At 64.9% G+C, this 13,734-nt stretch carries 6 protein-coding genes; 3 read left to right on the top strand and 3 right to left on the bottom strand.

Features of this window, described 5'->3' with window-relative positions; translation table 11 throughout:
• Positions 1-7: 7 nt before the first annotated feature.
• Entirely contained in the window at positions 8-1,747 is a 1,740-nt protein-coding gene (locus tag AC5Y4C_RS17700) for an AMP-binding protein (protein WP_499964090.1), read from the bottom strand.
• Between the two features lie 210 nt (positions 1,748-1,957).
• Between AC5Y4C_RS17700 and htpG the strand changes: the two genes are divergently transcribed.
• On the top strand, positions 1,958-3,889 hold the full coding sequence (gene htpG / locus AC5Y4C_RS17695; RefSeq protein WP_499964092.1) for a molecular chaperone HtpG: 1,932 nt from the start codon (positions 1,958-1,960) through the stop codon (positions 3,887-3,889).
• A 260-nt stretch (positions 3,890-4,149) separates the two neighbouring features.
• Positions 4,150-10,479 carry a sulfolipid-1 biosynthesis phthioceranic/hydroxyphthioceranic acid synthase gene (gene pks2, locus AC5Y4C_RS17690; RefSeq protein WP_499964094.1) on the top strand — a complete coding sequence of 2,110 codons (6,330 nt, stop codon included), beginning with the start codon at positions 4,150-4,152 and terminating at the stop codon, positions 10,477-10,479.
• A gap of 40 nt (positions 10,480-10,519) precedes the next feature.
• Here the strand turns inward: pks2 and AC5Y4C_RS17685 are convergent, their stop codons facing one another.
• Positions 10,520-11,266 (bottom strand): phthiotriol/phenolphthiotriol dimycocerosates methyltransferase, encoded by a 747-nt coding sequence (locus AC5Y4C_RS17685; protein WP_499910106.1) that lies wholly within the window; start codon positions 11,264-11,266, stop codon positions 10,520-10,522.
• A 698-nt stretch (positions 11,267-11,964) separates the two neighbouring features.
• Between AC5Y4C_RS17685 and AC5Y4C_RS17680 the strand changes: the two genes are divergently transcribed.
• Positions 11,965-12,756, top strand: coding sequence for a GAP family protein (locus tag AC5Y4C_RS17680; RefSeq protein WP_499909888.1), 792 nt, complete (start codon positions 11,965-11,967; stop codon positions 12,754-12,756).
• Positions 12,757-12,860: 104 nt separating this feature from the next.
• On the opposite strand, the gene AC5Y4C_RS17675 is transcribed toward AC5Y4C_RS17680, so the two are convergent.
• On the bottom strand, positions 12,861-13,734 hold an 874-nt coding region (locus tag AC5Y4C_RS17675; protein WP_499964096.1), incomplete at its 5' end, for a thioesterase domain-containing protein.

Below are 13,734 nucleotides of genomic sequence, written 5' to 3'. Positions count from 1 at the left end.
AAACAGGCTATGCGTCCAGGCGCTCGAACTGACCGTGCCGGTAATGCTCGACGCAGGTGGCCCGCCGCACCTTGCCGCTGGTGGTGATCGGAATGGAGCCCGGCGCCACGAGGACCAGATCCGCGACGGCAAGCCCGTGGGAGTTCGAGATCGCCGACGTGACTTCCCGCTTGATCGAGTCGAGCTGCTCGGCGACCTCGTCGGGCGTCTCCCCTCGCTTCTTGGCCTCGATGATCACGACGAGCTTTTCGGTGTGACTGTCCGGAACCGCGATCGCGGCGCAGCGGCCGCGGGTGATCTCCTGGATGGTCGCCTCGATGTCGTCCGGAGAGTGGTTGCGGCCGTAGACAATTAACAGGTCTTTGATCCGGCCGATGACGAACAGCTCGTCTTCGAAGAGGAAACCCGAGTCGCCGGTGCGCAGCCACGGACCCTCCGGCGTGCCGGCTGACGGAGCGACGATGTTGCCGCGGAAGGTGTTCTCGGTCTCCTGCGGCTTGCCCCAGTAGCCCAACGCGACGTTGTCGCCGTACACCCAGATCTCGCCGACCGTTCCGGCCGCGCACTCGGTGTGCTTGTCCGGATCGACGATGCGGACCATCGGCGAGCGCGGCACCCCGTAGCTGACAAGCGGTGTGCCACCGCTGTTTTCGCTGCGCTGGGCGTTGCCGGCGGTCAGCTTCTCGGTGTCGAACCGCACGATGGCCGGTGGCTGGGTGGCGTCGCGCGTGGCGACATACACCGTCGCCTCAGCCAGACCGTACGACGGCCGGATCGCGGCCTCGGGCAGGTTGAAGCGGGAGAACCGCTGAGTGAAACGCCGAAGCGTGGCCGGGTGTACCCGCTCACTGCCGGTGGCGATGACGAGCACGTCGCTCAGGTCGAGGCCGGCCATGTCGTCGTCGGAGGTCTTCTTGGCCGCGAGCTCGAACGCGAAGTTCGGTGCGGCCGTGTAGGCCTTGCTGTTGCGGGCGAGCAGTTGAATCCATCGCGCCGGCCTCTGCAAGAAGGCCACCGGGCTGGTGAGCACCGCGTGAATTCCGGAGAGCACTGGCCCGCAGACTCCCAAATACAAACCCATGTCGTGGTAGAACGGCAGCCACGACACAATGGTGGTATCCGGCGGCGCAATTTTTCCGTAATGGCCGAAGTAGTCGGACATCACTTGCTCGAAATTCGCCAGCACATTTCTGTGCGACATCATGACGCCGGCGGGCGAACGGGTGGACCCGGAGGTGTACTGCAAATAGGCGGTCTCCGGGTAGTCAGCTCTGCGGGAACTCGACCCTGGCGGCCCGTCGAGATCTAGCAAATCCACCTCGATGACCGCCGGAACGGATTGACCGCCTTGCGCCTTGAGGTGTTCGGTGACGATTCCCGCGACTGACGACGTGGTGAGCACCACCGATGGCGACGCGTCCTGCATCACGGAGTCGACACGGTCGTCAGCGGCGCCGCCCAGCGGAACGGCGAGCGGAACCGCGATCTGGCCGGCCTGCAGCGCACCGAAGAACGAAACGATGTACTCCAAGCCCTGAGGTGCCAGGATCAGCACCCTGTCACCAGGCGATCCGTGCTCGTCGAGCGCCCGCGCCACGTTCAGCACACGCCGATACAGCTGCGACCAGGTCAGGGTTTGGGCAACGCCTTCCCAGTCCTGGTCGTAGTCGATGTACGTGAACGCCTTCTCGTTGGGCTGCAGACTGGCGCGCTCGCGCAGCACGTCAGTAAGGGAAGTCTGTGTCACGCGTATCAGGTTACAGTGGGCGTTGCCGGCGCACTCGGGAACCGGCAGCAAAGTCGAGTTGGCTACCTTGTTGCGGTCACCCCAGCGCCCAGGACGTCCTGGGTGCGTACGCGGCGGCATGGGAGCAGCCGCGGTTCGGGCGGCGTCCCGCCGATCGATGACGCTCGGTATTATTCGTTGCGGTACCGACACTTCTGTTGGGGGAATCGCATGCCTGCACACGCCGAGCAATTGGAGTTTCAGGCCGAGGCACGCCAACTGCTGGATTTATTGGTGCACTCGGTCTACTCCGACAAGGATTCTTTTCTTCGCGAGTTGATCTCCAACGCCTCCGACGCGCTGGACAAACTTCGTCTTGAAGCGCTGCGGAACAAAGACCTCGACGTCGACACCTCCGACCTCCACATCGAGATCGAGGTAGGCAAGGATCCGCGCACGCTCACCGTTCGCGACAACGGCATCGGTATGACGCGCGCGGAGGTGGTGGACCTGATCGGCACCCTGGCCAAGTCGGGCACCGCCGAAGTGCGCCAGCGGCTGCGCGAGGCCCAAAATGCCAGCGCCTCAGCGGAATTGATCGGTCAGTTCGGCATCGGCTTCTACTCGACGTTCATGGTGGCCGACAAAGTGGAGCTGCTCACCCGCAAGGCCGGGGAAAGCGAAGCCACCCGGTGGGTGTCCAGCGGGGACGGCACCTACACCATCCAATCGGTCGAGGACGCGCCGCAGGGCACGTCGGTCACGCTGTACCTCAAGCCCGAAGACAAAGAAGACCAGCTGCACGACTACACCGCGGAGTGGAAGATCCGGGAGCTGGTGAAGAAGTACTCGGACTTCATCTCCTGGCCGATCCGTATGCAGGTCGAGCGGCGCAGCCCGGCCACCGAGGAGGGCGGCGAAGAGACCGTCACCGTCGAAACGCAGACGCTGAACTCGATGAAGGCGTTGTGGGCCAAGTCCAAAGACGAGGTCTCCGACGAGGAGTACAAGGAGTTCTACAAGCACATCGCGCACGCGTGGGACGAACCGCTCGAGATCATCGCGATGAAGGGCGAGGGCACCTTCGAGTACCAGGCACTCCTCTTCATTCCGTCGCACGCCCCGTTCGACCTGTTCACCCGAGACGCCAAGATCGGGGTGCAGCTCTACGTCAAGCGCGTGTTCGTCATGGCTGACTGTGACCAGCTCATGCCGAGATACCTGCGCTTCGTCAAGGGCGTGGTCGACGCAGAAGACATGTCGCTCAACGTTTCTCGGGAGATCCTGCAGCAGGACCGGCAGGTGACGGCTATCCGTCGGCGACTGACCAAGAAGGTGTTGTCGACCATTCAGCACATGCAGGCGGAGCGGCCGGATGACTACCGCACGTTCTGGACGCAGTTCGGCGCGGTCGTCAAAGAAGGCCTGATGTCCGACGTCGACAACCGCGACACGCTGCTGCGCATCTCGTCGTTCGCCTCGACGCACAGCGACGAGGAATTGACCACGCTGGCCGAATACGTAGAGCGGATGAAGGACGGCCAGACGCAGATCTTCTACGCCACCGGGCTGTCGCGCGAGCAGCTGCTGAAATCGCCGCACCTCGAAGCGTTCAAGGCCAAGGGCTATGAGGTGTTGCTGCTGACCGACCCGGTCGACGAACTGTGGGTGGGGTCGGTGCCCGAGTTCGACGGCAAGCCGCTGCAGTCGGTGGCCAAGGGCGAGGTGGACCTCGACTCCGAGGAGGAGAAGGCGGCTCACGAGGCCGAGCGCCAAGAGCAGCAGCGCGAGTTCGCCGACCTGCTGACGTGGCTGAAAGAGACCCTGAGCGAACACGTGTCCGAAGTGCGGTTGTCGTCCCGGCTGACGGAGTCACCGGCATGCCTGATCACTCCGACCTTCGGCATCACCCCGGCGCTGGCACGCATGTACCGCGCATCCGGCCAGTCGGTGCCCGTCGGCAAGCGAATCCTGGAACTCAACCCGAACCATCCGCTGGTGACCGGTTTGCACGAGGCGCACAAGTCGGGCGGTGACCAGTCGGAGCTGGCCGAGACGGCGGAGTTGCTCTACGGCACAGCGCTTCTCGCCGAAGGCGATATCCCCGAAGACCCGGCGAAGTTCGCCAGCCTGCTCGCGCAGCGCCTAGCCCGCACCGTGTAGCCACGACAAACCGCCGTCCAGCAAACACCGCGACGGGATTTTGCTAGTGTCACTTCCGGGACGGATTCGGTGGATTTCGGGACAACTCGGCATGCGCGAAATTAACGTGGGCGGTTGTGACTGCCTGCTGAGGCGCGCCCGAAGCCGCTGAGGTGAGCAAGGGACCATCGCGACGCGGGTATCTTGGCCATCTTGCGCGGGCGGGGATATCGAGCCTGGCGGGGGCAAGGGCAACGCAATGTTTGCTATGAGGAGGGCACATGGCTTCGGTCGGGACCGGGCATGATTCGTCGGGCTCGGAGTCAGCCGTAACGTCGACGACGGTGGGCACCACACGGGTCACTCCGATCGCCGTGATCGGCATGGCCTGCCGGCTGCCCGGCGGTATCGACTCCCCTGACAAGCTGTGGGACGCGTTGCTGCGCGGCGAGGATCTGGTCACCGAGATCCCGGCCGACCGGTGGGACGCCGACGACTTCTACGACCCCGAACCGGGGGTGCCCGGTCGGTCCGTCTCCAAGTGGGGCGCCTTCCTCGACGACGTCGCCGGTTTCGACGCCGACTTCTTCGGCATCAACGAGCGGGAAGCCACCGCCGCCGATCCGCAGCACCGGATCTTGTTGGAAACCTCATGGGAGGCCATGGAACACGCGGGACTCACCCGCGAGCGGATGGCCGACTCGCTCACCGGCGTGTTCGTGGGGCTCACTCACGGCGACTACCAGCTGCTGGCCGCCGACGCCAACGCCGTCGAGCAGCCCTACGGCTTCACCGGCAACAGCTTCAGCTTGGCGTCCGGGCGGATCGCCTATGTCCTCGGGCTGCACGGCCCCGCGCTCACGGTCGACACCGCCTGCTCGTCGGGCCTGACCGCGGTGCACCTGGCCTGCCGCAGCCTGCACGAAGGCGAGAGCAACCTCGCGCTCGCCGGTGGTGTGACGCTGGCGCTGGACCCACGGAAGTGGTCGGCCGGCTCGGCCGAGGGCATGTTGTCGCCCACCGGCCGTTGCCACGCGTTCGACGTCGACGCCGACGGGTTCGTGGGCGGCGAGGGCTGCGTCGTCATGCTGCTCAAGCGCTTGGCGGATGCGCAGCGCGACGGCGACCGGATCCTGGCCGTGATCCGCGGCACTGCGGCCAACCAGGACGGGCGGACGGTGAACATCGCAACCCCGTCGCGGGCCGCCCAGGTCGCGGCCTACCGGGAGGCGTTGGCTGCGGCGGACGTGGACCCGGCCAGTGTCGGCATGGTGGAGGCGCACGGCACCGGAACACCCACCGGCGACCCCGTCGAATACGCCAGCCTCGCCGAGGTATACGGGGTCGACGGGCCCTGCGCCCTGGCCTCTTCCAAGACGAATTTCGGGCATACCCAGTCAGCCTCCGGCGCCCTAGGACTGATGAAGGCCGTGCTCGCCCTGCAGCACGGAGTGGTCCCGCAGAACCTCCACTTCAATCGCCTGCCTGACAAGATGGCGAAGATTGAAACGAATCTTTTTGTGCCGCAGGAGAATACGCCGTGGCCGACGAACGGCCAGGGGCCGCGGCGCGCGGCCGTGTCGGCGTACGGCATCTCGGGCACCAATGTGCACGCGATCGTGGAGCAGGCCCCGGAGACGGCCGACACCGCTGCGCAGGCACCGCAGACCCAGCCGTCCGCCCATTCTTTGCTGTTCCCGTTGTCGTCCACCTCGGCCGGCGAGCTGCGCCGCACCGCCGGCCGGCTCGCCAATTGGGTTCAGACGCACGATGTTTCGTTGCCGGATCTCGGCTACACGCTGTCGCGCCGCCGCGTACACCGCCCGGTGCGCACCGGCGTGATAGCGAGCAGTCACGCCGAGCTCGTCGAGGTCCTGCGGGAGGTCGCCGAGGGAGACGCGCCGTATGAGCCCGCGGTCGGGCACGACGATCGCGGCCCGGTGTGGGTGTTCTCCGGCCAAGGCTCGCAATGGAAGTCGATGGGGGCACAGCTGCTTGCGACGGAGCCGGTGTTCGCCGCGACCGTCGCCAAGGCCGAGCCGGTGATCGCCAGCGAGTCCGGGTTCTCGGTGACCGAGGCGATGACGTCACCAGAGGTGGTGACCGGCCAAGAGCGCATTCAGCCGACCCTGTTCACCATGCAGATCGCCATGGCCGAGACCTTGAAGTCATACGGGGTGCGGCCGGGTGCGGTGATCGGGCATTCCCTCGGTGAGGCCGCGGCGGCCGTCGCGGCGGGCGCGCTGTCGCTGGAAGACGGGTTGCGGGTCATCTGCCGCCGGTCCCGGATGATGAACCGCATCGCCGGCAACGGCGCGACGGCGTCGGTGGAATTGCCTGCACAACAGGTCCTTTCAGAGCTGATGGCCCGCGGCATCAACGACGTGGTGGTGGCGGTGGTGGCCTCGCCGCAGTCCACAGTGATCGCAGGTGACGCGCAGAAGGTCCGCGAGATGATCGCGGTGTGGGAGCAGCGCGACGTGATGGCCCGCGAGGTTCCGACCGACGTCGCGTTCCACTCGCCACAGGTTGACCCGATCCTCGGCGACCTGACCGACGCCCTGAAGGATCTGCAGCCGCGCAAGCCTGAGGTCCCGTTCTACTCGGCGACGCTGTTCGACCCCCGCGAAGAGCCGGTGTTCGATGCCGGCTACTGGGCCGACAATGTGCGCCGCATGGTGCGGTTCGCCACGGCAGTGCAGGCCGCGCTCGAGGACGGCTATCGCGTGTTCGCGGAAGTGTCTCCGCACCCGCTGCTCACCCGCGCGCTTGACCAGATCGCTCGCAGCGTCGACGTGCCGTTGGCTGCGGTGGCGAGTATGCGCCGCGAACAAAACATGCCGCACGGGCTGCGTGGCGTCGTCGCCGACCTGCACAGCGCAGGCGCTCAGGTCGACTTCTCCGTGCTGTATCCGACGGGTCGCCTGGTGGACGCGCCGCTGCCCTGCTGGACGCATCGCCACCTGTGGTTGACCGGTGGCGGGCAGGACGCCCCGATGCACGGCGCTTACACGTTGACGGTCCACCCGCTGCTCGGTGCGCATGTGCGCTTGCAGGAGGAACCGGAACGGCACGTCTGGCAAGGCGAAGTCGGTACCGCTGCCCATCCGTGGCTGGGCGATCACCAGATTCGCAACGTGGCCGTGCTGCCGGGCGCCGCCTACTGCGAGATGGCGCTGGAGGCCGCACGAGCGGTGCTGGGCGAGTCGTCCGAGGTTCGCAACATCCGTTTCGAGCAGGCGCTGCTGCTCGACGAGCAGACCACTGTCGGCGCGTCGGCGTCATCGTCGGCACCCGGTGTCGTCGAGTTCACGGTGGAGACAAGTCAGGGTGGGGAGACTGCGCGGCAGGCCAGCGCGACCCTCACGGTCGCCGAAGACCAGCAGCCTCCTGCGCACGACATCGCTGCTCTGCTCGCGAAGAACCCCGAACGCGAAGACGGCGACGAGGTCCGCCGGCGCATGGACGAGCGGGGTATGCAATACGGCCAGGCGTTCAGCGGTCTGGGTGCGGTCCACACCGGCGACGACCAGACCGACGTGGTGCTCGCCGAGGTCGCTCTGCCGCGCCAGATCCGCTCGCAGCAAGACGCCTACACCGTGCACCCCGCGCTCCTGGATGCCTGCTTCCAGTCGGTCGAGGCGCATCCGGCGGTTCGCGCGTTGGGTGAAGGGGTGCTGGGCTTGCCGTTGGGAATTCGCCGGCTGCGGTCCTACACCGCTGCCCGCAACGCGCACTACTGCTGCACGCGGGTGACGAAGGCGGACGCTTCCGGTATCGAGGCCGACATCGACGTGCTCGACGAACACGGCGCCGTGCTGCTGTCGGTGCAGGGGCTGCGCTTGGGTACCTCGGTGTCCGAGGAGGGCCGCCGTGACCGGGTGCTCGCCGAGCGGTTGCTGACCACCGAATGGCAGCACCGTCAGCTGCCGGAGATCGAGCACGCCGAGGCCGGATCGTGGTTGCTGATCAGCACCGTCAACACCGACCAGGTGGCCACCGCCTTGACCGATGCGCTGAAAAACCTTGGGGCGCAATGCACGTCGATGTGCTGGCCGTTGCATGCCGACCACGGCGCCAACACCGAGCAACTCGCGGCGCATCTGCGTGGCGGCGGCTTCACCGGGGTGGTGGTGCTCACCGGACCGAAGAACGGCGACGCAGACGGTGAATCGCCTTCACTCGGGCGTGAATATGTGCAGCATCTGGTGCGCATCATGCGTGAACTGCCGGAGATTGCAGGTGAGCCGCCCCGCTTGTTCGTCGTTACCCGAAATGCCCAAGCTGTGCTGCCCGGCGAGCAGCCCAACCTCGAGCAGGCGGGACTGCGCGGGTTGATCCGGGTGATGGGCACCGAGCAGGCGCACTTGCGTCCCACTCAGATCGACCTGGACGACGAGAGCGACGCCGAGCAACTGGCGCACCAGCTGATCAGCGAGTCTGAAGAAGACGAGACCGCCTGGCGTGGCGGTGAGTGGTTCACCGCGCGGCTGTACCCCACTCCTCTGTCCCCGGAGGAGCGTAAGACGGCGGTCGCCGACAACGAACGCGACGGGATGCGGCTGCAGATCCGCACGCCGGGTGACTTGGAATCGCTGGAACTCGTGGCCTGCGACCGCGTTCCGCCCGGGTCGGGTGAGATCGAAGTTGCGGTCACCGCGTCGAGCATCAACTTCGCCGACGTGCTGGTGGCGTTCGGCCGTTACCCCGCTTTCGACGGTCGTCTGCCACAGCTTGGCATCGACTTCGCCGGAGTCGTGACGGCGGTCGGGCCCGACGTGACCGACCACAAGGTCGGTGACCGCGTCGGCGGTCTGTCCGCCAACGGCTGCTGGGGCACGTTCATCACGTGCGACGCGAACCTCGCCGTCACTCTGCCGGACGGTCTGGGCGACGCTGAGGCGGCTGCGCTGACGATCGCGACCGCCACGGCCTGGTACGGGCTGAACGATATGGCCCGCATCAGGGCCGGCGACAAGGTGCTGATCCATTCCGCCACCGGCGGTGTGGGCAAGGCGGCGATTGCGATTGCACGCGCCGCCGGTGCAGAGATCTTCGCCACCGCCGGCAGCGAACAGCGTCGACAGTTGCTGCGGGACATGGGAATCGAGCATGTCTACGATTCGCGAAGCCTCGAGTTCGCCGACGGGATCCGCCGCGACACCGACGGGTACGGCGTGGACATCGTGCTGAACTCGGTGACTGGTGCCGCCCAGCGCGCGGGCCTGGAGCTGCTGGCATTCGGTGGGCGATTCATCGAGATCGGTAAGCGCGACATCTACGGCGACAGCCGGTTGGGCTTGTTCCCGTTCCGGCGCAATCTGTCGTTCTATGCCGTCGACCTGGCGTTGATGTCGGTGAGCCATCCCGATCGGGTGCGGGAGCTGCTCAAGACGGTGTATGAGCTCACTGCGGAGGGCAAGCTGCCGATGCCGGAGACCACGCACTATCCGCTTGCCGACGCCGCCACCGCGATTCGGATGATGAGCGGCGCCCAGCACACCGGGAAGCTGATCCTGGACATTCCGCGTTCGGGGCAGAGCACCGTTGTGGTGCCGCCGGAGCAGGTTCCGGTGTTCCGCACCGACGGTTCCTACATCGTCACCGGCGGCTTGGGTGGCTTGGGTTTGTTCCTCGCCGAGAAGATGGCCTCGGGCGGTGCCGGTCGGATCGTGCTGTCGTCGCGTTCCCAGCCGGATGAGAAGACGCAGGAGACCATCGACATGATCCGCTCGATGGGCTCTGACGTGGTGGTGGAGTGCGGCGATATCGCCGAACCGGCGACGGCGGAGCGCTTGGTGTCGGTGGCGACGGACACGGGTCTTCCGCTGCGGGGCGTGCTGCACGCAGCCGCGGTGATCGAGGACGCCACCCTGGCCAACATCACCGACGAGCTGGTCGAAAGAGACTGGGCGCCAAAGGTGTACGGTGCCTGGAATCTGCACACCGCCACCGCCGACCAGCCGTTGGACTGGTTCTGTGCATTCTCCTCGGCGGCCGCACTGGTGGGCTCCCCGGGACAGGGCGCGTACGCGGCGGCCAACAGCTGGCTGGACGCTTTCACGTTGTGGCGGCGGGCTCGAGGTCTTCCGGCCACCGCGATCGCGTGGGGCGCCTGGGGCCAGATCGGGGCAGGCACGGCGCTGGCCGAGGGAATGGGTACGGCGATCACGCCCGACGAGGGTGCGTACGCGTTCGAAACGCTGTTGCGCCACGAGCGCGCCTACACCGGGTATGCGCCGATCACCGACGCGCCGTGGTTGGCGGCGTTCGCTGCGCAGAGCCCGTTCGCCGAGGCGTTCCGCGACACCGGCCAAAAAGGTTCGGGCACAAGCAAACTGCGCGCTGAGCTGGACGAGCTGCCTCTCGACGAGTGGCCGACCCGGCTGCGGCGTTTGATCTCCGATCAGGTGAGCCTGATCCTGCGTCGCAGCATCGACCCGGACCGTCCGCTCGCGGAGTACGGGATGGACTCACTGGGCGCGCTGGAGCTACGTACCCGCATCGAGACCGAGACGGGCGTGCGCATCAGTGCCACCGACATGTCGACGACGATTCGGGACTTGGCGGGGCAACTGTGCGAGAAGCTTGCGCCCGCGAAAACCGGGTGAGCAGATGCGGATTCTCGCCTGCGGCGAGATAACCGCCTGCTCAGTCCTTGGCCAGGCAGTACATGCGGTACGGGGTTTGGCCGGTCTTGAAGCCTTCGTAGATCTTGCGGTGCATTGAGTGGCTGATGGGGCGGACAAGCTTCGGCAGCCGCTTGTCGACGTCGTCCTGCGCCTGCTGCCAGTTTCGTTCCATGGCGCGCGCGACCTCGGTGCTGATATCTCGTTGCGAGACGATCCGCAGCGGCGCGGCCGCCAGGTCGGCCTCCCAAGTGGGAAGGCCTACGGGTCCGCGGGCATCGGTGTAGAGCAGGTGCCCACCGGGTTTCAGCACGCGGGCCACCTCGGCGAGAAAACGAGGGAAGTCGGGATAGTGCTGTGAGGATTCGATGTTGATGACCGCGTCGAACGATTCGTCGGGGAACGGCAGGTTCTGGGCGTCGCCCTGGACGAAGTCGAGGCCCTCGATTTGATGTTTCCGCCGACAGAACTCGATGCCGGCCGGATTCAGGTCGAGGCCCGTGTACGAGGCCGGGTGCAGGGTTCGCATGATGAACGAGGCGCCTCCCCCGTGGCCGCAACCGACCTCCAGCACCCGCTTGCCAGAGATGTCGACCTGCGTTGCCGTGGCGTAGTACATCTGGATCGCGTACCGGTTGCGCTCGTCGGCAGGATCGAGCGGCAGATTTATGGGCGGGTCTTCTTCGTACCCGTAGTTGATGAACAAGATGTCGTCTCCGGCGTACCGGCGGGTGACGATGGGATAGATGTACTTCTGGGTGCGGGTCATGCCCTTCTGAATCAATGTCACCGCCTTTTCCCGGAACTTTCCGGTCGATCGGCCAGCAACACGTGCATTTGCTGTCATACACGGGAGTATGGCAGGAGGAAACGATGGTTCGGTTAGTTTTGAACGTAATTTTTTGTACTACCGGCCATTCTTGGCGCCATTGGTTGGCAGGGCCTGTGTGGCTGTGTTCTCAACGGGGTGAACCGTGGCGATGGCCGACTGGTTTGCGAATGACACCCCCTGGTTCGGGTAGGTGTCGCAGCGGCTGCGTCGGCTCTCTGGCTCAACCTTCAGCAAAGGTCACTCACCACAGGGCGAGCGTTGACCTCTGCCTATTGCGAGGGGCGCACCTAAGCTAGTCCGTGCAGGGTACGACTCAATTGAGGCCGCAACAAGTGTTGTTGCCGCCTTTATGCCGCTCATGCCGCACACATGGCGCAGCCACACAGTGCTGATCGGTGTTACAGGTGTTCTAGCTGTGCCTTTGTACCAATTGGTCGAACAGCGTCTTTCATCGCGGCAGCGCTAAACGAACCCAACGACAGCACCCGCACCGGCTTGTGCGGTTCTGCGGGCGCCAATACGCTGCTCCAGCCCCGCGCTCACCATCTCCACGAACCGCCGCCGCTCCAGGCCGGGAACCGCCTGCCCGCCCCAAAACAGCAAAAGGGTTCCTCGGACACGGTAGGGTGCTAAACATGTGGGGTTCCGTGCTGGGGTTCGCATGCCTTGCCGCGCTCAATCCAGTACGACTCGGCCTGGTGCTCCTGATGATTTCTCGCCCGCGTCCTGTGCAGAACCTGCTCGCCTACTGGCTGGGCAGCATGACGGTCTGCCTGTTCGACTCGCTTGTACCACTGATGTTGCTGCATTTCATGCCGACATTTCGCTCGTTTGAGCAGTATTTGTCGAGTCCCGCTAAGGGCTCGATTGTGCCCCACATTCAGATCGGCCTGGGATCTGTGACGCTGGTGATCACCGCGCTGCTCATCGTGCGTTTCCTTGCCGCTCAGCGCACAACCGTACCGGCACATGCAGCCAACATTTCTACCCTGACTCTGGAATCGCACCGGCAGATTCCGATCCTGCGGATTCTTGGCCGCCCGCAAGACGAGACGCTGGACGGGGCATCTGCTATGCGGCGGTTGCTCGGCCGCGCCCGCAACGCCTGGGAGAACGGCTCTCTGTGGATTGCGTTCTTCATCGGCTTTTGGACCATGCCGTTGGACGGCACTCTCTTTGTCGTTGCGTTGATCGCCTCCTCCGGAGTTGCGATAGGCACACAGGTCGCCGGCGCAATCGCATTCGCTCTTGTGATGTATGCGGTTGCCGAACTGATCCTCGTCGGATACCTGATCGCACCGGTAAGAACAGAAGCAGTACTGCGCCGAGTACACGACTGGGTGCTGGCGAACCGTAGCCGCATTGTTCTTGGTATCTGCCTATTGGTCGGAGTGTCCCTAGTGCTTCAAGGCATCAGCAAGCTTTGACCACCGAAGCGTGAGTGCCGCTCCGGCAGCAGCCCGCTAGTACGCAAGACCCGACCCACCTATCGAGCGCCAATGCCTTCGCCCTTGTGGGTTGAGCTCGATCGCTAGGCCTCTAATGCGCGTTTGAGTTGTTCCCCGTACATCGTCAGCGTTGTGGGGCTGAGCAACTCGTAATGTGTGCAGTCGACAGAGTATGTCGTGATCTCGTCGGCAACATGCCGCCGCCACCTGTGCAGATGGGCACGCATCGCGAGTCTGGCTCGCAGCTCTGGGAACCTCGCACTCACCCTAGGGATGCGCGATGCGGAAAAGATCACGATGTCACCGTCGAACCGAGGCGGTCTGTGCCTGAGCAGATAGCGTTGATTCGCTTTCAGGTTGTTGACCATGAACTCCACCAAGTGACGGGGCGGAAGTGCGGATTCGAGTGCTGCCTGCTCCGAGAGTAGTTGCTGTGCTTTCTCGTAAGTGAGAGGTCGGACATCCTTCGGGATCGCGATGCCGTTACTTCGCAAGATGTGTTCCAGAATTCGACTCTGATCAACGGCTTGGTTCCCTGCCATGATCCGTTTGCCCGTGAAAGACGGGTCGAGCAGAACCAGACGTTCGACCGTGCATCCCCGGCGTTGCAGCTCAACGGCAAGTGCGTGCGCCACCACACCTCCGAACGACCACCCAAGAAGCTTGTATGCGGGCGAAGGGTGCACCGCTCGTAGCCTGTCCGCGTAGCGAGCCGCCATGGCGTTGATTGATCGTGGGTCAGCTTCGCCGTCACGATTGACCTGGTTGATCCCGATAATCGGGCAATTCAGATAACGCCCTAATGACGCATATGACCAGCTGAGCCCGAGACCGTCATGGATACAGCACAACGGAACACCCGTTCCGTCCTGAAAAAGCTCGACAGGAGCAATTGCCAGCGTGTTCTGGTCCCTGTTGAGCTGTTGGCTCAAGCCTCTAACGGACGGCGCTTCAAAC

The organism is Mycobacterium sp. NGS35, assembly GCF_059812855.1.
The sequence above is the reverse complement of the archived record's forward strand: the minus strand, read 5'-3'. Positions and strand labels throughout refer to the sequence as shown.

What these genes read in the sequence shown, in the direction of transcription:
- pks2 (WP_499964094.1), top strand. Translation starts at nt 4,150, where the DNA reads ATGGCTTCGGTCGGGACCGGGCATGATTCGTCGGGCTCGGAGTCAGCC.
- AC5Y4C_RS17685 (WP_499910106.1), bottom strand. Translation starts at nt 11,266, where the DNA reads ATGACCCGCACCCAGAAGTACATCTATCCCATCGTCACCCGCCGGTAC.
- htpG (WP_499964092.1), top strand. Translation starts at nt 1,958, where the DNA reads ATGCCTGCACACGCCGAGCAATTGGAGTTTCAGGCCGAGGCACGCCAA.
- AC5Y4C_RS17680 (WP_499909888.1), top strand. Translation starts at nt 11,965, where the DNA reads ATGTGGGGTTCCGTGCTGGGGTTCGCATGCCTTGCCGCGCTCAATCCA.